Source organism: Ruegeria sp. CDSA193, from assembly GCF_059611885.1.
Genome location: NZ_JBXWPN010000004.1, coordinates 173,662 through 199,221, shown reverse-complemented (window position 1 = coordinate 199,221; position 25,560 = coordinate 173,662). Strand labels below are relative to the sequence as shown.

Sequence of the window (25,560 nt, the reverse complement as noted above, 5' to 3'; positions counted from 1 at the left end):
CAATATCTGTTCTTAATTGAACAGAATAAAACTCAGGCGAAAATTGTTACACTTCCGCTAAGTTGACCTTTGAGCGCTCGGCTGACATCCGCCGATTCAAGCGGCAATTTCATCAACAGGCTGCCATCCACATCGAACAACTCGATCTGGTCTTCAATGAAACGGGCACCACCCAGGCTGTCATAGCTCCGGCGCAAAACTGTCTGCGGGCGGCCATTTTCATTCTTTTGCAATACCCGGACCTCGCGGCGGATCGGGTCAAAATACGCATCAGGACGCGCGTCCAGAACTTCGATAGTCAGAAGGCTGACACCTACCAGAAGGAACATCAGCGAGGCCGCCAATTTGATCGGCCAGACTTCGGCGGCCATTGCCGTGCTGGGCATCAACCACATGGAAAAGGCAGAAACTATCAGTAGCGCACCGGCCAGACGGGCCAGAACCATCCGAGCTTTCCAATTTGGTGCAAAGCTAATGAGCACCGGCACTGACTTTTCAAAACTTACGCCTGTGGCGGATTTCTCGAAGGTATTTGTGTTAATCGCGGTCATTTTCAGTACCCTGTTTCTCAGGTTGCCGTTCCAACTTTTGTCAGTCCGGTTAATTTCCGGTATACAAAACAACTTTGAGCCGAAAAGCGTCAGGAATTGGGCAGCGCAGAGGAAATAGCGCGACTTCACAAAGGCATCTGTGGCAGGCCTTGCCCCCAGCGTACAAACGTGTATATCGGGCCATCCTTCGCAAACGACATGAATCGCGCAGCCTCTCGTGGCAGGGTCGCGAAGGACGAAACGGCCCCGCCTATGAAATGCGCCTTGATAGAAACAGGAGTGCACATGCCACTATATGAGCATGTAATGATCGCGCGTCAGGATTTGTCCAACGCGCAGGCAGAAAGCCTCGTCGAACATTTCGGCACCGTTCTGGCTGACAATGGCGGCAACGTCATCGACAGCGAGTACTGGGGTGTCAAGACGATGGCCTACAAGATCAACAAGAACCGCAAGGGTCACTATTCCTTCCTCAAGACCGACGCTCCCGCTGGCGCCGTTCAGGAAATGGAACGCCTGATGCGCCTGCATGACGACGTTATGCGCGTTCTGACCATCAAGGTCGACGAGCACAACGAGGGCCCTTCGGTCCAGATGCAGAAGCGCGACGAGCGCGAAGGCCGCCGCGAGCGCCGTTGATTAACGCCTGAAGAAAGGACACTAAACCATGGCCGCAAAACCATTTTTCCGCCGCCGCAAGGTCTGCCCGTTCTCGGGTGAGAACGCGCCGAAGATCGACTATAAAGACACTCGTCTGCTGCAGCGTTACATCTCTGAGCGTGGCAAGATTGTACCTTCGCGCATCACCGCCGTTTCGGCGAAAAAGCAGCGTGAACTGGCCCGTGCTATCAAGCGCGCCCGCTTCCTCGCCCTGCTGCCCTACGCCGTTAAGTAAGGAGATACTGACATGCAAGTTATCCTGCTGGAACGCGTTGCGAAACTGGGTCAGATGGGCGACGTCGTTGACGTCAAGTCCGGTTATGCCCGCAACTTCCTGTTGCCTCAGGGCAAAGCGCTGAGCGCATCGGACGCCAACATCGCGTCGTTCGAAGCCCAGAAAGCGCAGCTTGAAGCCCGCAACCTGGAATCCAAGAAAGAATCTGAAGCGCTGGCTGAAAAGCTGGACGGACAGCAATTCATCGTGATTCGCTCGGCCTCGGATGCCGGCGCACTGTACGGATCGGTCACCCCGCGTGACGCCGCAGACGCCGCTACCGAAGCAGGTTTCACCGTCGACAAGAAGCAGATTGCCTTGATCGCACCGATCAAGGACCTGGGTCTGCACACAGTCGCAGTTAAACTGCACCCCGAGGTTGAAGTGAAAATCGAAATGAACGTTGCCCGTTCGCAAGAAGAAGCCGAACTACAGGCATCGGGCAAATCGATTCAGGAACTGGCCGCCGAAGAAGAAGCCGCCGCAGAATTCGAAATCGCCGAGCTGTTCGACGATATCGGTTCCGCCGCTTCCGACGACGACGATCTGGTTGCTCAGGATGCTTCGGCCGAAGAAGACGAAGCCAAAGCCTGATCCTCGGGTTTCGAATTGAACAAGAAAGGCCGCACGATCTGTGCGGCCTTTTTTATGCCTCCGCCCGGCGAAATCCAGCTTGGGCCCCGGCCTTTGCTTGCGGTCATCAATAGGTTTCCTATCATCGCATAATAACTATTCGGAGACGATCAATGACATTTCTTCTGCGCCGCAGTGTATTGGCATTATTGATAATTGCACCCTTTGCGGCGTGCGGAGGGCCCGATACCCCAACCCAGAACACGTTTGATCCTCCGCTCTATCCCAACGAAACACCGGAACTGCGGGCCTCCATAAACAAATGGGCCGACCACTACGAAGTGCCGCGCGAACTGGTGCACAAGCTAGCAATTCGCGAAAGCACTCACCGACCTTGGGCTGTGAATCGGCCCTATTATGGCTTGCTGCAAATCCTGCCGGCCACAGCTCGTTCAATGGGGTATACTGGAAACGCCAAAGGCCTTTTGGATGCAGACACAAATCTCGAATTTGCCGGGAAATATCTGCGGGGCGCTTGGCTATTGTCCGACGGGGACCAGCAACGCGCCATATTCCTTTACGCAAAAGGGTTCTATCCCGAAGCAAAGGCACGTGGGATGCTGGTCGAAACAGGGCTACGTCCGGAATAACCGGATTTACCCCGAAACGAATCATCTGAGACTTGCTGTTTCGGACCATTCTGTTGCCATTACATCGCAATATGACTACACAAGGCGAACAATTTGCTTGCACAATGCCCTGTGGTTGACGCAACGTATACCCCTAAGGACAAGTCTGGCATGTCTTGGGGGAGAGATATGCCGCCACAAGGGTTGGACAGGTGAAACTTATAGATTTGGCCGCGGTCGACCACACAGAGAAGTCGGCCGCTGACGTTATAAACGCCGTCTGCGAAGAGCTTGGCTTCGACTATGCGTCTTATGCCACCTTTAACCCTGTGAAAGGTGATGTGCAGGGCTATGCAAACTATCCAGATGAGTGGAAAATCCACTATGGCAGCCAGGGCTTTCATCACTTCGATCCGACGCTTTATCAATCTGTCCTAAGCATTGCACCCGTTGATTGGGGACGCTTTGATCAGGACGAGAAGTTCAACGCGGTATTTCGTGACGCCCATGATTTTGGCATTAGTTCCAGAGGGTTAACAGTTCCTGTTCGAGGACCTTATGGTGAATGCGGACTGTTAAACGTTACCCGGGACTGTTCGGATTCCGAATGGGATAAGCTAAAGAAACATGTCATGGGTGATCTGCAACTTGCTGCCGTTCAAGCCCACGATACTGTTATGCAATCCGGCTTGCTGGCCAAAGCTCTTTACCTGCCCACGCTGTCCACACGCGAACAGGAAATCCTCCAATGGGTAGCTGACGGAAAGTCGCAACAAGATATCGGTGATATTTTGTCCATTTCACACCGTACCGTCGAAGTTCATATGCGGTCCGGGCGTGAAAAGTTGGGCGCACTGACCACCTCACAGGCTATTGGTCGTGCGATCGGCCTGGGCCTAATTGCCCCTGGTTAATCAAAAAAAAGCACTTCTACGGGAAATCCCTAATAGTCTGCGCTTATTTCTTGGTTAACCTAATCCCTACGGTAACCAGACTGTAGGGGGATGGAAATGATCATCGTTATTGATGGTATTAATCAACATAAGTTCAAAGATGTCTTGGATGACATGTTCAAACTGCGCGCTCGTGTTTTCGGCGATCGCCTTGGTTGGGAGGTCAATATTGAGGATGGGCGCGAGCGCGACCACTTCGATGATCTGCATCCAGCACATGTAGTCAGCATCGACGACGAGGGGGACGTTGTCGGGTGCATGAGACTACTGCAAACCAAAGGACCGCATATGCTGTCCGATGTTTTCCATTCGATCCTGGATGGAGAACCTCCAATTCGGAGCTCGCAAGTCTGGGAAGCCACCCGGTTCTGTGTCGATACTAAAAAACTGGGCCGAGGGCGCGGTGAAAATTCTGTATCCTATGTGACCAGCGAAGTTATGATTGGCTCTTTCGAATATGCCAAAGCGGCTGGCGTTCTTGACTCGATCGCGGTGATTGATCCAGTTATGAACCGCGTTCTGCAAAGGTCCGGTAACGCGCCTTATGACTACCTCGGTAGTGCTAAGCCCATGGGTAAAGTCGTCGCCATGGCCGCTTTGATGGACTGCTCAGATGAGAGAATTTCCGGAATTCGGGAATATGCGAACATCGCTCACGATGTATTCCTGACGGACGAGCAGGCAATAGATCTGTATGCCAGAAACAAAACACCGGCAGATACAGGTGTGGCGAATTACGACCACCAACCACTAAGCCAGATGGAAAAATACTTTGTCGAACAGATGAATTCGGCAACCACAAAAGCCGAAGTCGAAGCTGTATTGAACCTGATCGAAGCAGTTTCGGATCGGTTCACCCCAGAGCAGAAAACTGCTCTGCTAAGGACCCCCCGTGCTTTTGCTCATGAGGCCTGACCCCCTCACCTCATAGCATAAAGCCACCCACACGGAGCCGTCTTTTTCAGACGGCTCCGTTTTTTTTGTGCCCATAAGATTTCTATGGGCAGAAAAGGATTACTCCTCTTCCAATGCCTCTACGGCTTTCTGCAGGTCGTCTTTGCTGACTTCTTTATCCGCAACCTGGGCCAGCTCGACGATATAGTCGATGACTTTGTCTTCGAAGATCGGCGCGCGCAGTTGCTGCTGCATCTGAGCGTTCTGCTGCACGAACTCAAAGAACTGGCGTTCCTGACCAGGGTATTGGCGCGCTTGGTTCATGATCGCTTGGGTCATCTCGGCATCGGTGACTTCAACTTCTGCCTTCTGGCCCAGCTCGGCCAGCAACAGGCCAAGACGCACGCGGCGTTCGGCCAGCTTGTTGTGCTCGTCGGTCGGCTCGATCTCATCGTGGTCGTGGCCTTCCACTTCCGGGTTTTCTTCGTGCCACAGCTGGTGTGCGATCTGCTTGGCCTCGGCATCTACCAGCGACGGTGGCAGATCAAACGAAACCTTCACGTCCAATGCGTCCAACAGAGCACGCTTCATAACCGCCCGCGAAGCACCGCTATATTCCGCTTCCAGACGTTCTGAAATCTGGCCTTTCAGCGCTTCCAAGTCTTCTGCACCAAATTTGGTGGCCAGCTCGTCGTTGATCTCGGCGGCGACGGGTTCTTTCACATCCTTGACGGTGCAGGTAAACACAGCGTCTTTGCCGGCCAGATGCTCGGCACCGTACTCTTCGGGGAAGGTGACGTTTACGTCTTTTTCTTCCTCGGCCTTTACGCCAACCAGCTGCTCTTCAAAACCGGGGATGAAGCTGTTGGAACCCAGAACCAGCGGATAGTCTTCAGCGGATCCGCCCTCGAACTCTTCGCCATCAACCTTGCCGACAAAATCGAACACAATCTGGTCGCCGTCCTTGGCTTTCGAGCCTTTGCGGCGGGATTTGAAATCCTGCGCAGTTTCGGCCAGGTTGCCCAGCGCTTCTTCAACGGCCGCGTCATCGGCTTTGACAACCAGCTTTTCCAATTCAACCGATTTCAGGTCGACCTCAGGGATGGCAGGCAGGGCCTCATAAGACATCTCGACATGTACGTCGTCGCCTTCTTTCCAATCCTCATTGGTCATCTTCACCTGAGGCTGAAGTGCCGGACGCTCACCGCTGTCTTCGAAATGCTGGTTCATTGCACCGTCGATGCTTTCTTGCATCGCCTCGCCAAGCAGACGCTGACCGAACTGCTTTTTCAACAGTGCCATCGGTACCTTGCCTTTGCGGAAGCCCTTCATCTCGACTTCAGGCTGTGCTTCGACCAGTTTCTCGTTAACTTTGTCGTCCAGCTCAGCTGCGGATACGACAATGTTATAGCCGCGTTTCAGACCTTCGTTCAGCGTCTCGGTAACCTGCATTATGGTAGTCCCCATAGGATTCGGGGCGCGCAAAACGGCGCGCCGGGCAAATTTGAGGCCTTCTATTTGCCCAGCCGCCCGCGTGCAAGGGGCAAAGCCCGGATCAGCCTTGTTTTGCCGCCGATTTGACCAAAAAAACGCCCCGGACCTGGCCGGAGCGTTCTTGAGGAATTGTTCGCGGGATCAGAACTTCCAGCGCGCACCCAGCACCCAAGCCTCGTTGTCATCGAAACTCGTGGTGTCATCGAAATCATGGTTACGGTATTTCAAGTAGGCATCGGTATTGATACTGTCGATGCGCTGTACGACAGCAATACCCCAGGCCTTCGTACTTGAGCCGTCGATCGAGAAATCAGATCCGTCGAAATAGTCGATGCCGATACCAGTCTTACCCCATGACACCCAATCGTCTTCATACGCAAGCTTCGCATACCAATAATTCGGGTCACTGGCACCGCTGGAAGTGTCATCTCTTGTACCCAAAGCTGCGGTTACGCTGAAACCACTGGGCAGCAGAACCGAGGCGGACCCGATTGTGTCTTTTCTCTCCCCGGATCCGCTATCGTAATCGCGCACGGCGTAGGCAAGGGATGCAGCAATCTCCACCCCGTTGGATAAGGTATTTCCATAGGACACCGACACATCGTAGTAATCATCGTCATCGCTGCTGGACAGGATGTTCTGACCATAGGCTATCGCTGCCGAAAACCCGTTGAAATCTGGCGTGTCATAGCGAATGCGCCCGCGCCTTGAACCATCGAAGTTATCAGATGTGTCACCAACGGTAATGCCGCTTAGCATTCCATCAGACTCACGATAAAAGAAGGCGCCATTCTCATCATTGGTGAACGAATAGAGCGCCGTGCCAACATAGGATAGATCGGATTCGGCCGCTCCATCCGAGGCCATGCTACCCTGCCCGGCAGAAAATTTACCATAGCCACCCTTCAACGCAAAATCGACGTGCCGAATATCTTCACGGTTCCAACCATCGGCATTTGTCCCTTCCTGGTTGGCGCTCCCCGTGCTCGGCAGGCCCAGACCGGATTCGAAACGGAAGGTAAACTCATTGCTACCGTAGGGTTGCATCAAAAACAGCCCTACACGGCTGTTGGACAGATCATTGTCCAGCAAACGGGTTTCCGTCTCATCCCCGTCGTCAACTGAGACAATTACAGGGTTAAACTGGCCATACAGCTCAACATAACCGCCGCTGTTGTTGTTATATCTAAGCTCCGCCGCTGCTGGGATGGCCGATGCAGCGGTCAGGCAAGTCGCAATCGTGCTTATCGATACTTTCTGGGTCATAGTCATTCACCATAATGGATCTATTTACGGGCACTGCTCGCTTGTGCGCGATTTCTCTATGATCCCCTGTCTCGGGCCCATTCAGCTCGCGCATCTTGTTCGAATATAACCGCAGCTGAAGGGTGTTAATTTGATCTACTTCAAAACGATAGAATATATGTCATCCAAGTCACCCAGATCGCTTGCCGCAATACTGACGCCTGACCTGAATTTCATCATACGCTCATTTTGGGACATCGAATACTGCAGCGGCGGATTTTCGCCGAGACGATTAAGGACCTACTTCCCGCAAAACCCGTGGCAACTGTTCGGGCAAATCTTCGGCGATCAACCCCGGCCCGAAGGATCGCGCACATTCCACATGCAGCCATGCCGCAGTTTCCGCGGCCTGCAAGGACGAGAACCGCCGCGCCAGCAACCCGGTGATAAACCCCGCCAACACGTCCCCGGCCCCGGCTGTCGCCAACCAGGGCGCCGCACGTTCATAAACGGCCGAATTCACTGAGCATTGCCCGTTCGGCTCCGCAATCACGGTATCGGGTCCCTTGAACAAAACCACGCACCCTGCCCGCCTGGCAGCCTCTCGGGTGGCGTCCACTTTGGAATAGGCCGGACCCTTGATGGGAACCGCTTTCAGTTTTTCCGAGATATCCGGGAACAGCCGCGCGAACTCGCCCCCGTGCGGGGTCAACACGCAACCGTCATGCAGCATGTCGAACAACGTCAGCGGGTCGTCTGCAAACGCCGTCAGTGCGCCCGCATCCAGAACTGTCGCTCGTTTTGAGGCCAAGGCAACAGGCACCAAATGCCGTGCTCGCTCCAGACCTAAACCGGGGCCAAGACACAAAGCATTCAAGCGCTCATCTTCAAGGGTTTCCGACAGTGCATTATCATCTTCAACCCGCTGCAACATGATCGCGGTTACCTGCGCCGCAACTTCCATCTGTGCCGCCGGAGGAACACCCAATGTCACCAACCCGGCCCCAATCCGCAAAGCACCCCGCGCCGCCAATCGCGCCGCGCCGGTCTTGCCAGAACCACCGGACAGGATCAGCGCATGTCCATGGGAATACTTGTGTTGTTGTTTGAATTTGGGCAAGCGATAAAGCGGCAACCCAACCCATGTTCGCTCGTCCTTCACGCGGCCAGGTGCCTCGGCAAGGGTTAGAAAAGCAGGTCGGCTCGCCCTGCGAAAAGGCTTGGGACCTAATGTGAACGCACTGTCGTATGGTTCACCGTTAAAGCGGCAACGCTGTGTGGAAATACCGATGTCTTTCACAACAAGCTTGCCACACAAATCCGGTCCTTGCGCCAGAAAATGCCCAGGCTTTGGGCTGTCGAAACACACTGTCAACCAAGCAAAACGGTCATGCAAAGCACGCGCGCCGCCCGCAGGAGCTACCTTGTTTCGCATCTCTGCGGGTACACCGTCCAAAAATTCGCGAGGCCATAGGTTCAATGGCTCTTGATGCAACACCCGCCCACTGTCCAAACACAAGCCGGATGGGGCATCTATGCTGACCAGGCGGTCGGTATAGTGCTCCCCGTTCACACCAGAAAGATGCCGAACGACCTTGAACAATTCTCCGTCCAAGCCGCGCTTCAGCCCCGTCCCAAACAGAGCATCAACGTAAAGATCGGCAGAACCACCCTTGCGCATGTCCTTTTCAGTCAGAGGTATAACTTCCCCCAGCTCCAGCCACCGCTCATAATTCACCCGCGCATCCGGCGGCAGCTTCTCTAGGTCGCCATACAGAAACACCGCGATTTCCCACCCTTGCTCCCGCAAAAGCCTGGCCACGACGAGCCCGTCCCCACCGTTGTTTCCTGGCCCACACAAGACAACTGCCCGCAACGGATCCTCTTCATCTGGCCGCGGATACGTCAGGGAACGCGAGGGGCTGGCCCCTCGCTTGTCCAACTCTGGCCACTCCTCGAAAATCGCCTCGACAACACCCTGCCCAGCCCGTTCCATCAGCTCAAGACCGGTCACCTCACCGGACTCAATGGCCGCTTGTTCGATCGCCCGCATCTGTGCTGCAGTCAGTAAGTCTGTCATGCTGAACCCTCGCGCGATTCAATTTCGACTATTTTTTGTGCAAACTGTTCAAAATTTCACCGGCCATCCAATTTCCATGCAACCCGGCATCGCCATTTTCTCATTCACATTGCCGCCCGATCTTAGACGTGGTCAGTGCCATCCTGACAAGAGTTAAAGGGAGCCCGGTATGAAGAAGATCGAAGCGATCATCAAGCCGTTCAAACTGGACGAAGTGAAAGAGGCGCTGCAGGACGTCGGAGTCCAGGGCCTCAGCGTGATCGAGGTCAAGGGGTTTGGCCGTCAGAAAGGTCACACTGAACTTTACCGCGGCGCGGAATATGTGGTCGACTTTCTGCCCAAGGTGAAGGTCGAGGTTGTGCTGGACGACGATCTGGTCGATGCCGCCATCGAAGCCATCGTTTCCGCCGCCAAAACCGACAAGATCGGCGACGGCAAGATCTTTGTCTCACCCGTCGAACAAGCAATTCGCATCCGTACCGGCGAAACCGGTTCGGACGCACTGTAAAAAGACCAAATCTTCAATTCAGAGGAATCAAGAGAATGAGCAAGGACGCAGTTCTTCAGCTAATCAAGGACGAAGGCGCCGAATATGTCGACGTCCGCTTCACTGACCCGCGCGGCAAACTGCAGCACGTCACCCTGGTGGCCGATCAGGTAGATGAAGACTTCCTCGAAGAAGGCTTCATGTTCGATGGCTCTTCCATCGCTGGCTGGAAGTCCATCGAAGCCTCGGACATGAAACTGATGGTCGATACCAACAGCGCCTATGTCGATCCGTTCTACGCAGAGAAAACCATCTGCGTGCATTGCTCAGTTGTCGAGCCCGACACCGGCGAAGCTTATGAGCGTGACCCGCGCGGCACCGCCCAGAAAGCTGAAGCCTACTTGAAAGCAACCGGTATCGGCGACGTGGCCTATATGGGTCCTGAAGCCGAGTTCTTCCTGTTCGACGACGTTCGTTTTTCCAACAGCATCAACAAAGTATCCTACGAAGTTGATGCAACTGATGCATCCTGGAACACCGACACCGAATACGAAATGGGCAACATGGGCCACCGCCCGGGGGTTAAGGGCGGTTACTTCCCGGTCAACCCGATCGACGAAGCCCAGGATCTGCGTTCGGAAATGCTGTCGACCATGAAGCGTCTGGGCATGAAGGTCGACAAGCATCACCACGAGGTTGCGTCGTGCCAGCACGAGCTGGGCCTGATCTTTGACAGCCTGACCAAACAGGCAGATGAGCTGCAGAAGTTCAAATACATCATCCACAACGTGGCGCATGCATACGGCAAATCGGCGACCTTCATGCCGAAGCCAATCGCAGGCGACAACGGTACCGGCATGCATGTGAACATGTCGATCTGGAAGGACGGCAAGCCTCTGTTTGCTGGCGACAAGTATGCTGATCTGTCGGACGAGGCACTGTTCTTCATCGGTGGTATCCTGAAGCACGCCAAGACATTGAATGCCTTCACCAACCCGGCGACCAACAGCTACAAGCGACTGATCCCCGGATTTGAAGCCCCCGTCCTGCGTGCTTACTCGGCTCGTAACCGTTCGGGTTGTGTCCGTATTCCATGGACCGAAAGCCCGAAAGCCAAGCGCGTCGAAGCCCGCTTCCCTGATCCGGCCGCTAACCCCTACCTGGCGTTTGCCGCGCTGCTGATGGCTGGTCTGGACGGCATCAAGAACAAGATCGATCCGGGCGAAGCCATGGACAAGAACCTGTACGATCTGCCGGCCGAAGAGCTGGCCGACATCCCGACGGTTTGCGGTTCACTGCGTGAAGCTCTGGAAGCCCTGGCATCGGATCACGACTTCCTGCTGCAGGGCGACGTGTTCACTAAAGACCAGATCGACGGCTACATCGCACTGAAGATGGACGAAGTCGAAACCTACGAACACACGCCGCATCCGGTTGAATACGGCATGTATTACAGCTGCTAATCCAGCATTTTCGACGATAACTCTATAGGGGCGTCCATCGGGCGCCCCTTGTTTCGTTTGGCCCGATCTTTCACACTTGCCATTACCCCGGTTAGGAGAGATCGCATGTCAGCCGAAACCGCATTCGCCCCGTTCTCGGATTTCGTCACTTCGAAAGAGGGACTGGAGCGCATCACCGGCGCGCCCCTTCCCCAGATCATCGCCAAGGAACAAGCCGCGCTGGACGGCATGTGCCGCGACTTTATCGCCAAGTCGACCTTCTGCCTGATCGCTTCGGCCAATCCGGGTGGTTATCTGGATATTTCTCCTCGTGGGGATCCCGAAGGGTTTGTTCGGCTGATCTCAGACACTCTGATCGCCATTCCCGACCGCCCAGGCAACAAGCGGACTGACACGTTTCACAATATAATACAGGACCCGCGTGTCAGTGTGATCTTCCTAGTGCCTGGCAAGCTGGAGACTTTGCGCATCCGAGGAACCGCGCGCATATGTATTGACCCGGACTTGCTGAACAGTATGGCAGTGAATAATCGCGCGCCTAAGCTAGCCCTTATGATTCATATCGAGACCGCTTTTGCACATTGCCCTAAATGCGTCATCCGGTCGGATATGTGGCAACCTGAAAACTGGCCAGATTCATCAGGGCTTCCCAATATGAACGCCATGATGGTCAAGCACGCCAAAATCGACAAAACGCCGGATGAATGGTTTGATAGCCTGAAGGGCACCGGGGAACTCGACCTTTATTAACCCCTTTTCGTGTGCGGCTTCCCTGCCTAGGCTGCCCCTGTCATTTCATTGGATCGGATTACAAGATGCTTCGGCTTGCTCTTATTTTGGCAATCTCTCTACCTGGCTTTGCGGCAGCGGCCCCCTGTGGCAACACCGGAAATGGATTTGAGACCTGGAAGCGGGATTTCGCGAAGCAGGCCCAGCGCGCGGGAGTAAAAAAGAAGGGATTGCAGGCGCTGAGCCAAAGCCAATACGCCACCCGAACCATTGCCGCGGACCGAAACCAAAAGAGTTTTAAATACTCGCTGGACAAATTCATGCAGATCCGCGGCGCGGATACCATCGTAGCGCAGGGCCGTAAGCGCAAAGCCAGGAACCCTCAGTTCTATGCGACGCTCGAGCGCCAGTATGGGGTGCCAGCAGGCGTTCTGATCGCTATTCACGGAATGGAAACAGGATTTGGAAATTTCATGGGTGACAGCCAGGTTGTGTCAGCAATAACCACTTTGGCCTATGATTGTCGCCGATCCGAGTTCTTCGTCCCCCACGCTATCGGAGCACTGAAGCTGGTCGATCAAGGCAGCATTACGACCAACACTGTTGGTGCCAAGCATGGTGAGCTGGGACATACACAGTTTCTGCCGGGCAATGCCCTGGAATACGGTGTGGATGCCACGGGTGACGGTCAGGTCGATTTCTACAATATGACCGATGCGCTGGCCTCGACCGCTAATTTCCTGCGTAAAAAGGGCTGGAAGCCCGGACGCGGATATCAACCGGGCCAACCGAATTTCGCGGTCATTCAACAGTGGAATGCCGCGACGGTGTACCAAGAATCCATCGCAATCATGGCTGCTCGAATCGACGGATGATTGTGTCGGTCTGTCATGTAGGACGACCGCAATTCAGACACATTGTCGCCACAGACGCTAAATAGCCCTTAAAATGCCTAGGTTTCCAATGCGTAATCAATCTTGCCGATTTCTCATTTTTTTCCATTTCCGCCCAATTCTTTCCCTTATCTGTTGATAATTTGAGTCATCTGACGGAATGCACAAAGGAATGCGCAGTGACTCCGAAGCACAGCTATCACGGCGGCCTGCAGTTCACAGGCAAGACCAATGGCGCGATCGAGCGGTTTGGTGCCATCGTGGCGGCGACCCTGGAAGATTACGGCCATCTTGTTGAGCGCAAAACGATCTTGAACACGACCGAGGCGAGCATCGTCTCAAGTCAGTACCTTGTGCGCCTTACGCTGGATACCCAACTGGCTGAAACAGAAGACCGGTTTGAACGGCGGGACCGTGCGGCCGGTCTGAGGACCGTCTCGAAACCCCGGGTGACCCTGCCCGAAAACCGGTTGACGGTCACAATTACCCCTGTTTCCGCCTTGCTGGACGACAGCGAGATCTCGGAGCTTATGCTTGTTGTGATCCTGTATCGTATGGTTGATATCTGTGCGACTCAGCGCGTGGAATGGCTGTCTCCGAATACAGTCCTGACCATGGAACAATTCATGAGTGCTTTTGACACTCTGGCGCCCGTTAAACAGCGGGACAGAAAACAAATTTTCGAATCCGTTTCCGGGCCGTTTGCAGGTCTTGAATTAACGGAGACAGAAGATCTGGATGAGCCAAGAAACAAAACGCAGACCTCACATGCGCGGCCAATCCAGCTGTCAGACGAGCAGTTGCTTAGCATTGCTTTTCGGACAGAACCGATCGAGCAGAAACCGGATGATCGGACCGACACTCCCCCCCTCGACCACGAGAAACCCAATGATATCCTGCGACTTACCAGTTGGGGACTTACGGGTGCCGTGGCCAGCGTGTCGGTCCCGATCGCGGCCTCGATGGCTGCCGTCAACCTGATCCGAGGTGAAGATTTCCGCCTGAATACTCAGGTACTTGCCTATTCGGTTGCAATATCAGCGCTCAGCACCAGCGGTGCCTTTGCCGGTGTGGCAACTGCTTTAGGCATGTAGACTAATTCCAATAAGACCCTCCTAGGAAGCCCCGCCGTCAGGTGGGGTTTTCTTTTTGGCGAAGGCTTCCAGCCTCAAGAACATAGGTGTGGATCGAAAAAACCACAGCCCGCGTTTTCGGCAGCCGCAACAATGTTTGCCTCTCGCTGCGCAAATAGCACGCGTCTCCGGGTGAACTGACCTCGCGCGGTTCTGTAGCGCTTCGAGGCTGATGCAGATCGGCATCCTCATACCACAGCGCATTAAACCGCCAGAGCGGCTTATCGGGCTGAATTCCATCAAACAACCGCTGGACACGGCGCGCGATGCTTTCGTCGTAGCTGTTGACCGGTACATGGATGTCGATCAGGGGACGCATGAATTTTTCTGACAGTCGCCAACTGGCTGGAAAACACAAAACCGCGCCAGTCAAAACATGTTCGTCCCCTTGCTTTTGCAAGATACAGATATCCTCTTGCACAAGCCTGCAAAGGGTCTCCATTGGGGCCTGCCGATCAATCTGGACCTTCTGCCCATCGGCTCTCGTGACGAGGTCTGAGCATCCGGGGTACGCATATTGCAACACCAGGTCCAAGACTTCTTGTGCGGCTGGTTCGGCTTCGAGCGCCAGCGCAAGAACATCAGCGTGACGCTCTTTCAGCAACGCTTCCCGATATTCCATCTGGGCCGCGAACGCTTCGTCCTGATGCAACCAAGTTTCCATACTGGCGGGCTGAATACCCGGCAGCGGGCGGGGTTTCAAAGGATCATAGGGAGTAGAGGTCTGCAAAATGGTCGTCATGAACCCGACCTAACATCGGCACTTCGACTTGTCGGTCAAAAAGCGACGGATGGCGGTCGCAAATTATCAAGACGCTGAAAGAATGCTTCTTCACGCTCGATAGACAGGCAGGGAGGGCTACTATGAACCGTCACCATAGAGATATCCGCAAGATCGACCCCACCAAAGGCACAGCGCTTGGGGACGGCACTCCCAATGATTTGGACCGGATCGAGATCGGCCCCACACAGCTGGCCTTCGCCGAATGGGAAGCCGCCGGCCTGTCCTTGCCGAACCTTGAGAGGATGCGTGAGTATAGGTGGAAACGTCTGACCAAGGCCATCGTTGATCGTGGCTATGGTGGCTTGTTGATGTTTGATCCTCTGAACATTCGATACGCCACAGACAGCACCAACATGCAGCTCTGGAACACGCATAACCCCTTCCGCGCAGTGCTGTTATGTGCCGACGGGTATATGGTGATCTGGGACTATAAAAACTCACCTTTTCTAAGCCAATTCAACCCATTAGTGAAGGAACAGCGGTCGGGCGCCGACCTGTTCTATTTCGATCGCGGCGACAAGGTCGATGTTGCCGCGGATGTACTCTCGAACGAAGTGCGGGCGCTGATTGATGCGCATGGCGGCGGTAACAAGCGGCTGGCTGTGGACAAGATCATGCTGCACGGTTTGCGCGCCCTTGAGGCCCAGGGGTTCGAGATCATGGAAGGCGAGGAAGTCACTGAAAAGTCCCGCGCCGTGAAAGGCCCGGACGAAATTCTGGCGATGCGATGTGCCAACCACGCCTGCGAGACCGCGGTGGCCGAGATGGAGGCATTTGCCCGCGCTAATGTCGGAGACGGAAGAACCTCGGAAGACGACATCTGGGCCATTCTGCATGCCGAAAACATCCGGCGCGGCGGGGAATGGATCGAAACCCGCCTGCTGGCCTCGGGCCAACGCACCAACCCGTGGTTTCAGGAATGTGGTCCCCGGATCACGCAAAAGAATGAAATCATCGCCTTCGATACCGATTTGATCGGGTCTTACGGCATCTGCATCGATATCTCGCGCACTTGGTGGATCGGGGACGAGAAACCCCGCCCGGATATGGTCTATGCCATGCAGCACGCGCATGAGCATATCATGACAAATATGGAGATGCTGAAACCCGGCGTTATGATCCCTGAACTGACCGCCAACAGCCATAGGTTGGATAGCAAGTTTCAGGACCAGAAATACGGCTGCCTGATGCACGGCGTTGGCCTGTGTGACGAGTGGCCTCTGGTCGCCTATCCGGACAAGGCCGTCGCCGGCGCTTATGATTATCCGCTGGAACCGGGCATGGTTCTATGCGTCGAAGCTGCGGTTGGCGAGGTAGGTGCAGATTTCTCAATCAAACTCGAAGATCAGGTTCTGATCACTGAGGATGGGTATGAAAACCTGTCCACCTATCCCTTTGACCCACAGCTTATGGGGCTGGCCTGACCCCTCAGTTCGGCCAGTTTGACCGTTTGACGTTCCCATGCCAGTCCTCGATTTCGGTGCTGGCAAAAGATGTCGGCTGTGTCCAGTTCTGACCCGCGGCAAAACTGACGACCGCAGTTACGGCGATAGCGATCAGTAAATCTACTCGAAGATTTGTGCCATGTGGCTGAGAAGTGAGATGTACCATTGTTGCCTCCGTGGCTGGTTGTGTTCGACAGGCTCAAGATGAGGGTGGCGTTCGCTTTATTAAAGTGAATGTTTGACTGGTGATGCATCACAAAAGTTGATGCAATCTATCGCACCAGAACTCCGCCCGCCCCTGACCCAGTCTCACCTTCCCGTGACGCTTCTTACATAGGGGTTGAGACCCCTCGCTGGCGGCCACAATATTGAGGCACCTCATGACGTAAGGAACTGCCATGCCCACCGAACGCATCACCTTTGCCGGTCACGACGGCCACCAACTGGCTGCGCGCCTCGACCTGCCGGACGGGCCTGTCCTTGCTACGGCATTGTTTGCCCATTGCTTTACCTGTTCAAAAGATATCCCGGCCGCGCGCAGGATCGCAGCCCGTCTGGCAGCGATGGGTATCGCGGTATTGCGGTTTGATTTCACAGGCTTGGGTCATTCAGACGGCGAATTTGCAAACACCACTTTCACCTCGAATGTTGAGGATCTGATCGCCGCCTCACGGTATCTGGCTGGACGGAACATGTCCCCGTCTCTGCTGATCGGGCATTCTCTCGGAGGGGCAGCGGTTCTGCGCGCCCGAGCTGGTATTTCGAGTGTTAAGGCCGTTGTTACGCTGGGCGCGCCTGCCGATCCAGGGCATGTCTCGCACCATTTCGACGCCGCACTGTCGGAAATCCAACAAGAGGGATCGGCCGAGGTCACTTTGGGTGGTCGCCCGTTCCGTATTGGCAGAGCGTTCGTCGAAGATATCGCCCAATCCGCGCTAACCCCTGCGATTGCGGATTTGAAGGCCGCGCTGCTGATACTTCATGCGCCACGCGACGAAACGGTTAGTATCGACAATGCAAGCGCGATCTTTCTGGCAGCCAAACATCCCAAAAGCTTCGTGACGCTGGACGACGCTGATCACCTGATTACACGCGCGGCGGATGCGGAATATGCTGCAGATGTAATAGCGGCTTGGGTTACGCGCTATGTGGTGCTGCGCCCGCCTGCCCCACCACCGGGTGCGCCCGAAGGCGTAGTGCGGGTGACTGAGGCCGATCCCAACGGATTCCAGCAAGACATTCAGTCCGGCCCCAAGCATCATGCTGTTGCGGACGAACCGGCCTCATATGGAGGCACCGACCGCGGTATGTCGCCCTATGGCTTTGTGTCATCGGGTCTGGGAGCCTGTACTTCGATGACAATCCGGATGTATGCGCGGCGCAAGGGCTGGCCACTAACAGGCATCACTGTCGATGTTTGCCATAACAAGGTCCACGCACAGGATGCGGGTCTGATCACTGACAACAAGGTCGATCTGTTCCGCCGCAAAATCCGGCTCGAGGGCCCCTTGGATCAGGATCAGCGCGCACGTCTGCTTGAAATCGCCGACAAGTGCCCTGTTCACAGGACACTTGAAGGAACAGCGAAAATCACGACGGAATTGCTGTCGTGATCCGCATCAGCGCCGCCGCGGTGACGGGCGGTGAATAGGCGGCCGGGCAACTGGCGGCCGGGCAACCGGTGGACGTGCCGGGGGCTTGGCGACAGGGGGGCGTGGGCGCGCCGGGGGCTTGGCGACCGGAGGTTTGGGTTTGACCGGAGGCTTACCTTGCGGTGGACGATTTACATCAATGTCCACATCAACGTCGTGATAGTAGTCGTTCCAAAGCATCGAGTCATAGAACGGATCATATCCGTATCCCACACCAACCGTCACGCCGTCGCAGGCAGACAAGGTGATACTGGTCAAACCGAATACCAGCGCGGCGATCGACCGTTTCATCAGCTTACGAGTCATCCAAACCTCCTCACTGAAGCGACCGGAATGACGCGAATACGGCATTCAGGTCGTCCACATAGCCAGGATCGGCGCCGTCTCTTAATACGGCCACTGCGACAGCCACGCGATCACGCGGCAAGTCAATCACTGTGGCCGTGAAATTTATCCCCCGCCGATCACGGGTGCCGGTACCGCGGATAACCCGCGCTGGCAGACCTCCGATCCGGGTTGCGACTGTTTCCGAAACGATCGGATCTTTGACCAGAAACTTGTCGATATCCTGAAGGTATCGCAGGCCACCGTCGATGGATGACACACCAGATGGCGAGACAAATCCAATCCATACGCTGTCATCCGTTACCGGTTTGATCCCCATGACTCGGGCAACCGCGCGGGGATCGTTCAGCTCGGTGTCATCGACCTCACGCGGGCCGCCAGTACGAACCGACCAAAAATCTGGTACCGCAAAGCTGAACAAGGCGCGCCCTTCATCAGTATAGGTGATCGGTGTTTCGGCTTTTGCACTCCCTGCCCCGGCGCAAACAACCGCGCAGGAAAGGGTTACAGCCCTCAATAGATTAGGCATATCTGAATAACCTGTTGTTTCTATTGCTACAGCTTGAACTGTGTCGACCGGTTTTGTCCAGCCTCTTGTTGGCGCAACAAAAAACCGCGCCGGGATCGCTCCGGGCGCGGTTCATGTCAACTAGGTTGACTGTGGTTTAGGTGCGGGCGTCGCCCACCAGCTTCCACAGGCCGGGGATCAGCAGCGCGGCCAGCGCGAGCTTGATCGCATCACCCACCAGGAATGGTGTCAGGCCCCATGCCAGGATCGGCTGGTCCCAGCCATAGAGCTGGCCCAGCCACAGCAGGCCGGGGACATAGATCAGAACGTTGGCCAGAACCAGCGCCAACGCCATTTTCACGACCGAACGGTCCCAGCCGCGCGCGGCCAGCGTACCCAGCATCAGGGTTGCCAGCACATATCCGACTAGGTAGCCGCCTGTGCCACCCATCATGTAAGTAAGGCCGAATTTTTCAGCCGAAGAGCCCGCGAACACGTCAAAGCCCAGCGCGCCGATCAGCAGATAGCCCATCATGGTTACCAGACCCAGCCGTGCGCCATAGGCGGTGCCGATGGTCAGAACCGCAAATGTACCCATGGTGATTGGAACCGGCCACATCGGCACTTTGATCTTGGCGGCGACGGCCAAGGCAACGATGCCCAAAGCAACCAAAACCACCTGTTTGACGCGCAGCGCCGTCCCTTCACGTGGGCCAAATGCATTGGCCAATACGTTCGCATTCATGTTGTTTCTCCCTAAACGGACCGAGATTCTGCAACAGGAATGCCCTGTCAGCGCCGCATCTGCAAGATGATTACGCTACCGCAGCATGTATTCCGTATTCATTTCGTATGATTTCCGGGGGCCGGACACGGTCCAACGGACCCTCCAGCAGGGCCAGCCTGAGAAATCATAGACTGCGTCATAGCTGTCTGGCGAGCAATTATGGTGATCCGCAGCCTGCGCCTGGCCCAGCTTGAGAGCGTGGAAATAACGCCCGTCATCAAAATGCACCGCAACGCTTTCGCCCTTGTCGTGCCACAGGTATCGGCGCGTTCCCATCATCTCGGGCTGGCCCGGAATACGCAGAGTTACCGTCTCGTCATAGATCAGACCGTCTTTGGACCTTGTGAATCGCGCAGAGCCATCGGCCAAAACTACCTGCCCGGCCCGCGCATCCCGAATGGTGCGTGACAGGCTCCAGTCCCCTTCGAAGTCGGTCAGTTCGTTTGGAAAGGTCATTCGGGATAATACCCGTCTGTGATCTCGCCTGCGCCGTCAATAAATCGAATGATGACACCGCTTTGCAGAACATCATAACACGCCCAGATATCCGAAGGCGGCCAAACCGAGCAATACTGATCGCCCTGCACGGCCCACTTTCCGGTGCTGGGACGACCCGAAAAAAAATGGGTCACCCCGCTTTGGTCGAATGTTTGCCAGATGCCGTCGCCATAAGTTAGTTTTTTGCCCGACAAGGTTTCGGTAATTTCATCACCCGTCAGCGGCCAGAACTCTGTCGCTGCCGCAACACCAGGCCAAAGGGATAAAATCAGGGCAAACCGTCTCATCACCGCACTCGCGCCTTGTTCCGTAGGGCGGCTGGGTTTAAACCGCGCCGCAACGACCTCTGCCAAATCATAAAAAGGTGCCGCTGCCAATGATTCCACGTTATTCCCGCCCCGACATGGTCGCCATCTGGTCGCCCGAGACGAAGTTCCGCATCTGGTACGAGATCGAGGCCCATGCCTGTGACGCCATGGCCGATCTGGGCGTGATCCCGCGTGAAAACGCCGATGCCGTGTGGAAGGCCAAGGATGTGGAATTCGATGTGGCCCGCATTGATGAGATTGAGGCCGTCACCAAACACGATGTCATCGCTTTTCTGACCCATTTGGCAGAGCATGTCGGCAGCGATGAGGCACGGTTTGTGCATCAGGGCATGACCAGCTCGGACGTGCTGGACACCTGTTTCAACGTTCAGCTGACCCGCGCTGCCGACATCCTGATCGCCGACCTCGAAGGTTTGCTGGCCGCTCTGAAACGCCGCGCGATCGAACATAAGGACACTGTCCGCATCGGCCGCAGCCACGGCATCCACGCCGAGCCCACCACAATGGGCCTGACATTCGCGCGCTTTTATGCCGAGATGGATCGCAACCTATCCCGCATGCGCGACGCACGGGCCGAGATTGCAACAGGTGCGATCAGCGGCGCGGTCGGCACCTTTGCCAATATCGACCCTCAGGTCGAAGAGCATGTCTGCGACAAGCTGGGACTGGTGCCCGAACCGATCAGCACGCAGGTCATCCCCCGCGACCGCCATGCCGCGTTCTTTGCCACGTTGGGCGTGATCGCCAGCAGCATCGAAAACGTTGCCATTGAAATCCGTCACATGCAGCGGACCGAGGTTCTTGAGGGGGCCGAGTTCTTCTCGATGGGGCAGAAAGGGTCGTCGGCGATGCCGCACAAGAAGAACCCTGTACTGACCGAGAACCTGACCGGGCTGGCGCGCATGGTGCGCGCGGCGGTGATCCCGGCGATGGAGAATGTGGCGCTCTGGCACGAACGCGACATCTCACACTCCTCGGTGGAACGCATGATTGGGCCGGACGCCACGATCACACTGGATTTTGCTCTGGCTCGACTGACGGGCGTGATCGACAAAATGCTGATCTTCCCCGAGAACATGATGGAGAACATGAACAAGTTCCCCGGTCTAGTGATGAGCCAGCGGGTTCTGCTGGCGCTGACGCAGGCAGGGGTCAGCCGGGAAGAGGCTTATGCTATGGTTCAACGCAACGCGTTGAAGGTCTGGGAACACCGCACAGACTTCAAAGAAGAACTTCTGGCGGATACTGACGTGACCGCCGCGTTGAGCAAGGAGGAGATCGAAGAGAAATTCGATCTCGGCTATCACACCAAACATGTCGATACGATCTTTGCCCGGGTGTTTGGCGAGTAAAATTTCGTAAAGACTCTGCAATACTGACCCGCACAAAATTTTTGTGCGGGTTTTTCTTTGCTTGATCACGGCAGGATCATTCCCGCTTTCAAACTTGTGAATAAATTCGCGCGATCAGTTGTTAGCTTTTGTATAGAACGCGCTATGCTTATTCTGAGCAGCCCTACGAACGGAGACCAATTATGCGCCTCATCCTAGCTTCGGTTATTGCAATTCAGGCCCTTACATTTGCCCCCATGGTTCATGCCGCAGGTGGCGGCGGGGGATCGACGCCGCCAAAAACAACAAACACCACCAAGAAATGTCTGTTCGGACGGGTCTATGATGAGGCCGCGGGCAAATGCGTAAAGCCCAGCAACACCAATTTCACTCAGGATCAGCTGTACCACGCCGTGCGTGAACTGGCCTATGACGGGCAGTTCAAAAACGCCCAAGGCGTGCTGCGCGTGATGGACCAGAATGACGATCGCGTCTTGACCTATTGGGGATTTACCTATCGGAAGATGGGCAAGCTGGAACTGGCGAACCTGTTCTATGAAGGTGCAATTAACGCAAATCCCGACAATATCCTGGCACGTTCCTATATGGCGCAAGGCTTTGTCGCCGAGGGTAAAACTGATCTGGCGATTGCGCAGTGGCGTGAAATCAAAGCACGTGGCGGCGAAGGAACCTGGGCAGAGGTTTCCCTGCGCGAGGCGATCCGCACCGGACTGACCTACAACTACTAAGCTTCAGCCTTTCTTTACCCGACTCTCTGTAATCTGCCTGTGGAACAGGAACTTTGGCACCGCAGGCAGATGCAGAACACAAACACATTGGTACAGGTGGCCCCGGGGGCTTCTGCCCAGCTGGCCAAAGAAAACGATGACGACCTTCGCTTGGTGGCCCGCAGCCTCAGCAGCCGACAAAAGGCGGCGGTGGTTGTGCGTCTCTTGCTGAATGATGGGGCGGACATTCCGCTGGAAGAGCTCCCCGACGATTTACAGGAAAAGCTAACCCACCAACTGGGCAAAATGGGCCTTGTCGACCGGGTTACCTTGGACGCTGTTGCCGATGAATTTGCAGATGCGCTGGACAGTGTTGGCCTGTCCTTTCCACATGGTCTGGCGGGCGCTTTGGATGTGGTGAACGGCAAAATCGCCCCGGCAACAGCGGCGCGTTTGCGTAAAGTGGCCGGCATACGCCAGATCGGCGATCCTTGGCAGCGATTGCGAGAGATCCCTACAGAAGATCTGGCCGAAATGGCGCAGGCCGAAAGCACTGAGATTGCGGCCGTGATGCTATCGAAACTTGAAACCGCCAAAGCTGCGCAACTGCTAGGGCACCTTCCCGGCCCAGTTGCTCGGCGTATTACCTATGCGGTTTCGAAAACAGCAAATGTCAGCCCAGAGGCCGTCGAGCGGATCGGATGGTCGCTGGCGGCTCAGATGGATCAGCGCCCTGCCACAGCGTTTGCCGACGGACCGGGTGCCCGCGTTGGCGCGATACTGAATCAGTCCGCTGCCTCGACCCGGGACGGCCTGCTGAGCGCATTAGAAGAAGAAGACGCCGATTTTGCCACCATAGTTCGCCAATCCATTTTTACCTTCGCCCATATTCCGTCTCGCATTCTGCCCCGCGATGTACCGACCATTCTACGCGGTGTGGAACAACCCGTCCTGGTTACAGCGCTCGCCGGTGCAGAAACGGAAGGAGACAGGGCATCGGTTGACTACCTGTTGTCCAACATGTCGTCGCGTATGGCCGAAAACCTGCGCGAAGAAATGGATGAGGTCGGAAAAATCAAACAACCCGATGCAGAGGAGGCGATGACCCAGATCATTGGCGCCATCCGGACACTTGTCGATGAGGGAACCATCACGCTCCGGGATGATGACGGCGACGAATAAAGAGAGAAAGCGCGCCAAAATTTCTGGCCGAGCAGAAAGCTTGTGGTTACCTCGATCGGCTTGTATGTCTGACCCGGCAATTCACAACAGACGCCGAGACCTTCTGATGCCCGTTGAAAAGTCTGAACTAAGCAGGTCCGAGCTTGGCAAATACTATGTATCCGGCATGTTCCTGAAAGGCGTTATCAAAGCGTTACGGTTGCTGCCCTATGAGACACGCATTGCCACAATGGGCGCCATAGCGAGAAACCTTGCACCGTTGGTCGGGTTCTCGAAAAGAGTACGCAGCAATCTGAAACTCACCTGCCCGGACCTGACTGAATCCGAAGTGAAACGCATCTGCAAGGCCGTTCCTGACAACGCCGGGCGCGCGATCATGGAGCACTTCTCGCCCGAGGATTTCACAGAGCGCCAACGCTTTGCCAAAGTCACGGGTACGGGTCTTGCCGCCTTTGATTCCGCCTTGGCGGAGGGGCGACCTGTGATGATGATCACTGCGCATTTCGGCCATTACCTGGCCGCGCGTATCGCCCTTCAAGAACGCAGCGGTCAGCCTATTGGCTGCCTCTACCGTCGAATGGCGAACCCCTACTTCAACGACATGTATGTCGATGCGTTCTACAAAACCGGCGCCCCGATGTTCGAACAAGGCCGTCGCGGGATGGTCGAAATGGTGCGGACACTCAAAAAAGGCGGGATCATCGCTATTGTGTCAGACCTGCACGCACATGGCGGGGAAGAGCTGACTTTTTTCGGCAAACCGGCCGTGACGTCGGTTTTGAATGCTGAACTGGCCATGAAATACAAAGCCGTCCTGATTCCGTGCTATGCAGTGCGTCAGCCCAATGGGGTTGATTTCGAAATCATCCTGCACGAACCGGTCCCACATACGGATCCAAAGACGATGACCCAGTTCACCAATGATGACCTCGAGGCGGTCGTCCGACAGCATATGGGTCAGTGGTTCTGGATTCATCGTCGCTGGAAAACCTGGAACGGGCTAGGCGTCCAATCCAAAGACATGCCTTGATCAGCGAACGCGTGCTGCCGCAATAATCGGTCCATGGCCAACCCCTTGCACCAACACAACGGCCGGTAAACCTGACGTCAAAGATACCTTATAGGTCTTAGGCGCTGTCCCGTCCCATTGCCCGGCTACTGTCCAGGCCTCGACCACATTGGCATAATCCAGTTCTTGTCCGGCCAACTCTCCGCGCCGGATCGAAGCATGGCGCATTGGCGTGTATTGCACCACCCGGATGTCATAGACCTGATCCGGTGGCAAACTGATCGAGGAAACGTCGACAGTTACGTTATCTCCTGTACGCGAGGCCGAAACCGACGCCAGCGGAGCGGCCTTGGAATGGTCGCCGATCAGGTAATCCAGCTTTGCCGTATCTGCCCCTACAATATCCTGCTGACCATTCACTACCATCTGAGGCGTATAGATCACCGTACGCCCGGAATTTCCGGCATAGCTGCGCTGACGCTCAGTATGGGTGGGGTCGGCATATTCATCCTCCCATCCGATATAGTCCCAATAATCCACATGCAGCGCCAACCCGATGACGTCATCCCGATTGGCCAGATCGTGCATGATCCGGTCAGCCGGGGGGCAGGACGAACATCCTTGCGAGGTGAACAGCTCCACCACTACGGGTCCGCTTTCTGCAATGGCCGAAGTAGCCAGGAACAGGGACGCCAACGCGGTTGCGGTTGCAGATTTGAACATGTTTGCTCTCGGGTTTCATGGGGTGCATTACTGGTTTAGACGGAACGCTGATCAAGCACCAATCAAGGTTTCTTGAGACCGGTGACACAAGGTTTTCGCAAAAATGTGTGCAATGGTATACAAAAATTGCCGCACCTGGTCTGTTGGACCTTGAACCGCGCGCTTGGGTGATGCAGATAGC

Annotated in this window: 29 protein-coding genes; 17 read left to right on the top strand and 12 right to left on the bottom strand. The window is 55.5% G+C overall.

The genetic code is table 11. From position 1 onward, the window contains the following. Window positions 1-32: 32 nt before the first annotated feature. A complete protein-coding gene (locus tag AC2FLG_RS09130) occupies window positions 33-551 on the bottom strand; it encodes a hypothetical protein (protein ID WP_496691047.1) in 519 nt (172 codons plus the stop codon). A gap of 285 nt (window positions 552-836) precedes the next feature. Between AC2FLG_RS09130 and rpsF the strand changes: the two genes are divergently transcribed. From rpsF to AC2FLG_RS09100, 6 genes are all read left to right on the top strand, one after another. Then, on the top strand, window positions 837-1,190 hold the full coding sequence (rpsF, locus tag AC2FLG_RS09125; RefSeq protein WP_142633142.1) for a 30S ribosomal protein S6: 354 nt from the start codon (window positions 837-839) through the stop codon (window positions 1,188-1,190). Between the two features lie 28 nt (window positions 1,191-1,218). Further along, on the top strand, window positions 1,219-1,446 hold the full coding sequence (gene rpsR, locus AC2FLG_RS09120; protein ID WP_005608650.1) for a 30S ribosomal protein S18: 228 nt from the start codon (window positions 1,219-1,221) through the stop codon (window positions 1,444-1,446). A 12-nt stretch (window positions 1,447-1,458) separates the two neighbouring features. After that, entirely contained in the window at window positions 1,459-2,079 is a 621-nt protein-coding gene (gene rplI / locus AC2FLG_RS09115) for a 50S ribosomal protein L9 (RefSeq protein WP_142633139.1), read from the top strand. A gap of 152 nt (window positions 2,080-2,231) precedes the next feature. Further along, window positions 2,232-2,708 (top strand): transglycosylase SLT domain-containing protein, encoded by a 477-nt coding sequence (locus tag AC2FLG_RS09110; RefSeq protein ID WP_281994455.1) that lies wholly within the window; start codon window positions 2,232-2,234, stop codon window positions 2,706-2,708. Window positions 2,709-2,899: 191 nt separating this feature from the next. Further along, window positions 2,900-3,601 (top strand): helix-turn-helix transcriptional regulator, encoded by a 702-nt coding sequence (locus tag AC2FLG_RS09105; protein ID WP_185956601.1) that lies wholly within the window; start codon window positions 2,900-2,902, stop codon window positions 3,599-3,601. Between the two features lie 96 nt (window positions 3,602-3,697). Further along, complete coding sequence (locus tag AC2FLG_RS09100) at window positions 3,698-4,555, top strand: acyl-homoserine-lactone synthase (protein WP_496705914.1); 858 nt, start codon at window positions 3,698-3,700, stop codon at window positions 4,553-4,555. Window positions 4,556-4,654: 99 nt separating this feature from the next. On the opposite strand, the gene tig is transcribed toward AC2FLG_RS09100, so the two are convergent. The 3 genes from tig to AC2FLG_RS09085 all read right to left on the bottom strand — a co-directional run bounded on the left by tig (window position 4,655) and on the right by AC2FLG_RS09085 (window position 9,353). Continuing rightward, complete coding sequence (gene tig / locus AC2FLG_RS09095; protein ID WP_271948081.1) at window positions 4,655-5,986, bottom strand: trigger factor; 1,332 nt, start codon at window positions 5,984-5,986, stop codon at window positions 4,655-4,657. Between the two features lie 183 nt (window positions 5,987-6,169). Continuing rightward, the gene (locus AC2FLG_RS09090; protein WP_496705912.1) at window positions 6,170-7,294 is read right to left on the bottom strand and encodes a porin; all 1,125 of its coding nucleotides are present in this window, start codon (window positions 7,292-7,294) and stop codon (window positions 6,170-6,172) included. Between the two features lie 271 nt (window positions 7,295-7,565). Next, window positions 7,566-9,353 (bottom strand): NAD(P)H-hydrate dehydratase, encoded by a 1,788-nt coding sequence (locus AC2FLG_RS09085; RefSeq protein ID WP_496705910.1) that lies wholly within the window; start codon window positions 9,351-9,353, stop codon window positions 7,566-7,568. Window positions 9,354-9,522: 169 nt separating this feature from the next. Here AC2FLG_RS09085 and AC2FLG_RS09080 point away from each other — a divergent pair, with 169 nt between their 5' ends. From AC2FLG_RS09080 to AC2FLG_RS09060, 5 genes are all read left to right on the top strand, one after another. After that, window positions 9,523-9,861 carry a P-II family nitrogen regulator gene (locus AC2FLG_RS09080; protein WP_142633129.1) on the top strand — a complete coding sequence of 113 codons (339 nt, stop codon included), beginning with the start codon at window positions 9,523-9,525 and terminating at the stop codon, window positions 9,859-9,861. Window positions 9,862-9,896: 35 nt separating this feature from the next. Next, a complete protein-coding gene (gene glnA, locus AC2FLG_RS09075; protein ID WP_142633127.1) occupies window positions 9,897-11,303 on the top strand; it encodes a type I glutamate--ammonia ligase in 1,407 nt (468 codons plus the stop codon). 105 nt (window positions 11,304-11,408) lie between these two features. Next, entirely contained in the window at window positions 11,409-12,053 is a 645-nt protein-coding gene (locus AC2FLG_RS09070) for an MSMEG_1061 family FMN-dependent PPOX-type flavoprotein (RefSeq protein WP_496692347.1), read from the top strand. Window positions 12,054-12,118: 65 nt separating this feature from the next. Further along, a complete protein-coding gene (locus tag AC2FLG_RS09065; RefSeq protein ID WP_142633122.1) occupies window positions 12,119-12,907 on the top strand; it encodes a lytic murein transglycosylase in 789 nt (262 codons plus the stop codon). Window positions 12,908-13,104: 197 nt separating this feature from the next. After that, window positions 13,105-14,019: a hypothetical protein gene (locus AC2FLG_RS09060; protein WP_246097123.1), complete on the top strand. Its 915-nt coding sequence runs from the start codon at window positions 13,105-13,107 to the stop codon at window positions 14,017-14,019. A 37-nt stretch (window positions 14,020-14,056) separates the two neighbouring features. Here AC2FLG_RS09060 and AC2FLG_RS09055 read toward each other — a convergent pair whose 3' ends face one another. After that, complete coding sequence (locus AC2FLG_RS09055) at window positions 14,057-14,800, bottom strand: heme-dependent oxidative N-demethylase family protein (protein ID WP_496705908.1); 744 nt, start codon at window positions 14,798-14,800, stop codon at window positions 14,057-14,059. 122 nt (window positions 14,801-14,922) lie between these two features. Here AC2FLG_RS09055 and dddP point away from each other — a divergent pair, with 122 nt between their 5' ends. After that, the gene (gene dddP, locus AC2FLG_RS09050; protein ID WP_496705906.1) at window positions 14,923-16,266 is read left to right on the top strand and encodes a dimethylsulfonioproprionate lyase DddP; all 1,344 of its coding nucleotides are present in this window, start codon (window positions 14,923-14,925) and stop codon (window positions 16,264-16,266) included. Window positions 16,267-16,270: 4 nt separating this feature from the next. On the opposite strand, the gene AC2FLG_RS09045 is transcribed toward dddP, so the two are convergent. Further along, window positions 16,271-16,453: a hypothetical protein gene (locus tag AC2FLG_RS09045; RefSeq protein ID WP_496692351.1), complete on the bottom strand. Its 183-nt coding sequence runs from the start codon at window positions 16,451-16,453 to the stop codon at window positions 16,271-16,273. Window positions 16,454-16,685: 232 nt separating this feature from the next. Between AC2FLG_RS09045 and AC2FLG_RS09040 the strand changes: the two genes are divergently transcribed. After that, window positions 16,686-17,900 carry a bifunctional alpha/beta hydrolase/OsmC family protein gene (locus AC2FLG_RS09040; protein WP_496695854.1) on the top strand — a complete coding sequence of 405 codons (1,215 nt, stop codon included), beginning with the start codon at window positions 16,686-16,688 and terminating at the stop codon, window positions 17,898-17,900. Between the two features lie 6 nt (window positions 17,901-17,906). Here AC2FLG_RS09040 and AC2FLG_RS09035 read toward each other — a convergent pair whose 3' ends face one another. The 5 genes from AC2FLG_RS09035 to AC2FLG_RS09015 all read right to left on the bottom strand — a co-directional run bounded on the left by AC2FLG_RS09035 (window position 17,907) and on the right by AC2FLG_RS09015 (window position 20,463). Next, window positions 17,907-18,245, bottom strand: coding sequence for a hypothetical protein (locus AC2FLG_RS09035; RefSeq protein ID WP_496688465.1), 339 nt, complete (start codon window positions 18,243-18,245; stop codon window positions 17,907-17,909). Between the two features lie 10 nt (window positions 18,246-18,255). Continuing rightward, window positions 18,256-18,813 (bottom strand): hypothetical protein, encoded by a 558-nt coding sequence (locus AC2FLG_RS09030; protein WP_496692354.1) that lies wholly within the window; start codon window positions 18,811-18,813, stop codon window positions 18,256-18,258. 136 nt (window positions 18,814-18,949) lie between these two features. Continuing rightward, entirely contained in the window at window positions 18,950-19,537 is a 588-nt protein-coding gene (locus AC2FLG_RS09025) for a biotin transporter BioY (RefSeq protein WP_142633110.1), read from the bottom strand. A 75-nt stretch (window positions 19,538-19,612) separates the two neighbouring features. Next, window positions 19,613-20,035, bottom strand: a complete 423-nt coding sequence (locus tag AC2FLG_RS09020; protein ID WP_496700546.1) for a DUF6314 family protein — start codon at window positions 20,033-20,035, stop codon at window positions 19,613-19,615. Beyond that, window positions 20,032-20,463 carry a hypothetical protein gene (locus AC2FLG_RS09015; protein ID WP_496700547.1) on the bottom strand — a complete coding sequence of 144 codons (432 nt, stop codon included), beginning with the start codon at window positions 20,461-20,463 and terminating at the stop codon, window positions 20,032-20,034. The genes AC2FLG_RS09020 and AC2FLG_RS09015 overlap by 4 nt, the downstream gene beginning before the upstream one ends. Between AC2FLG_RS09015 and purB the strand changes: the two genes are divergently transcribed. The 4 genes from purB (at window position 20,454) to AC2FLG_RS08995 (ending at window position 24,677) form a co-directional block, all read left to right on the top strand. Then, window positions 20,454-21,758 (top strand): adenylosuccinate lyase, encoded by a 1,305-nt coding sequence (gene purB, locus AC2FLG_RS09010; RefSeq protein WP_142633106.1) that lies wholly within the window; start codon window positions 20,454-20,456, stop codon window positions 21,756-21,758. The two genes, AC2FLG_RS09015 and purB, sit on opposite strands and share 10 nt — an antisense overlap. Window positions 21,759-21,940: 182 nt before the next feature. Beyond that, a complete protein-coding gene (locus AC2FLG_RS09005; RefSeq protein ID WP_281971903.1) occupies window positions 21,941-22,486 on the top strand; it encodes a tetratricopeptide repeat protein in 546 nt (181 codons plus the stop codon). A 69-nt stretch (window positions 22,487-22,555) separates the two neighbouring features. Then, window positions 22,556-23,647, top strand: a complete 1,092-nt coding sequence (locus AC2FLG_RS09000; RefSeq protein ID WP_496705903.1) for a flagellar motor switch protein FliG — start codon at window positions 22,556-22,558, stop codon at window positions 23,645-23,647. Between the two features lie 106 nt (window positions 23,648-23,753). Beyond that, entirely contained in the window at window positions 23,754-24,677 is a 924-nt protein-coding gene (locus AC2FLG_RS08995; protein WP_496705901.1) for a lysophospholipid acyltransferase family protein, read from the top strand. Here the strand turns inward: AC2FLG_RS08995 and AC2FLG_RS08990 are convergent, their stop codons facing one another. Beyond that, complete coding sequence (locus tag AC2FLG_RS08990) at window positions 24,678-25,379, bottom strand: DUF1223 domain-containing protein (protein ID WP_281971901.1); 702 nt, start codon at window positions 25,377-25,379, stop codon at window positions 24,678-24,680. Window positions 25,380-25,560: the final 181 nt, after the last annotated feature.

Excerpts from the sequence above, each read along its gene's own strand:
- AC2FLG_RS09130 (WP_496691047.1), bottom strand. The coding sequence starts at position 551 with ATGACCGCGATTAACACAAATACCTTCGAGAAATCCGCCACAGGCGTA.
- rpsF (WP_142633142.1), top strand. The coding sequence starts at position 837 with ATGCCACTATATGAGCATGTAATGATCGCGCGTCAGGATTTGTCCAAC.
- rpsR (WP_005608650.1), top strand. The coding sequence starts at position 1,219 with ATGGCCGCAAAACCATTTTTCCGCCGCCGCAAGGTCTGCCCGTTCTCG.
- rplI (WP_142633139.1), top strand. The coding sequence starts at position 1,459 with ATGCAAGTTATCCTGCTGGAACGCGTTGCGAAACTGGGTCAGATGGGC.
- AC2FLG_RS09110 (WP_281994455.1), top strand. The coding sequence starts at position 2,232 with ATGACATTTCTTCTGCGCCGCAGTGTATTGGCATTATTGATAATTGCA.
- AC2FLG_RS09100 (WP_496705914.1), top strand. The coding sequence starts at position 3,698 with ATGATCATCGTTATTGATGGTATTAATCAACATAAGTTCAAAGATGTC.
- tig (WP_271948081.1), bottom strand. The coding sequence starts at position 5,986 with ATGCAGGTTACCGAGACGCTGAACGAAGGTCTGAAACGCGGCTATAAC.
- AC2FLG_RS09090 (WP_496705912.1), bottom strand. The coding sequence starts at position 7,294 with ATGACCCAGAAAGTATCGATAAGCACGATTGCGACTTGCCTGACCGCT.
- AC2FLG_RS09085 (WP_496705910.1), bottom strand. The coding sequence starts at position 9,353 with ATGACAGACTTACTGACTGCAGCACAGATGCGGGCGATCGAACAAGCG.
- AC2FLG_RS09080 (WP_142633129.1), top strand. The coding sequence starts at position 9,523 with ATGAAGAAGATCGAAGCGATCATCAAGCCGTTCAAACTGGACGAAGTG.
- glnA (WP_142633127.1), top strand. The coding sequence starts at position 9,897 with ATGAGCAAGGACGCAGTTCTTCAGCTAATCAAGGACGAAGGCGCCGAA.
- AC2FLG_RS09070 (WP_496692347.1), top strand. The coding sequence starts at position 11,409 with ATGTCAGCCGAAACCGCATTCGCCCCGTTCTCGGATTTCGTCACTTCG.
- AC2FLG_RS09065 (WP_142633122.1), top strand. The coding sequence starts at position 12,119 with ATGCTTCGGCTTGCTCTTATTTTGGCAATCTCTCTACCTGGCTTTGCG.
- AC2FLG_RS09055 (WP_496705908.1), bottom strand. The coding sequence starts at position 14,800 with ATGACGACCATTTTGCAGACCTCTACTCCCTATGATCCTTTGAAACCC.
- dddP (WP_496705906.1), top strand. The coding sequence starts at position 14,923 with ATGAACCGTCACCATAGAGATATCCGCAAGATCGACCCCACCAAAGGC.
- AC2FLG_RS09045 (WP_496692351.1), bottom strand. The coding sequence starts at position 16,453 with ATGGTACATCTCACTTCTCAGCCACATGGCACAAATCTTCGAGTAGAT.
- AC2FLG_RS09040 (WP_496695854.1), top strand. The coding sequence starts at position 16,686 with ATGCCCACCGAACGCATCACCTTTGCCGGTCACGACGGCCACCAACTG.
- AC2FLG_RS09035 (WP_496688465.1), bottom strand. The coding sequence starts at position 18,245 with ATGACTCGTAAGCTGATGAAACGGTCGATCGCCGCGCTGGTATTCGGT.
- AC2FLG_RS09030 (WP_496692354.1), bottom strand. The coding sequence starts at position 18,813 with ATGCCTAATCTATTGAGGGCTGTAACCCTTTCCTGCGCGGTTGTTTGC.
- AC2FLG_RS09025 (WP_142633110.1), bottom strand. The coding sequence starts at position 19,537 with ATGAATGCGAACGTATTGGCCAATGCATTTGGCCCACGTGAAGGGACG.
- AC2FLG_RS09020 (WP_496700546.1), bottom strand. The coding sequence starts at position 20,035 with ATGACCTTTCCAAACGAACTGACCGACTTCGAAGGGGACTGGAGCCTG.
- purB (WP_142633106.1), top strand. The coding sequence starts at position 20,454 with ATGATTCCACGTTATTCCCGCCCCGACATGGTCGCCATCTGGTCGCCC.
- AC2FLG_RS09005 (WP_281971903.1), top strand. The coding sequence starts at position 21,941 with ATGCGCCTCATCCTAGCTTCGGTTATTGCAATTCAGGCCCTTACATTT.
- AC2FLG_RS09000 (WP_496705903.1), top strand. The coding sequence starts at position 22,556 with ATGCAGAACACAAACACATTGGTACAGGTGGCCCCGGGGGCTTCTGCC.
- AC2FLG_RS08995 (WP_496705901.1), top strand. The coding sequence starts at position 23,754 with ATGCCCGTTGAAAAGTCTGAACTAAGCAGGTCCGAGCTTGGCAAATAC.
- AC2FLG_RS08990 (WP_281971901.1), bottom strand. The coding sequence starts at position 25,379 with ATGTTCAAATCTGCAACCGCAACCGCGTTGGCGTCCCTGTTCCTGGCT.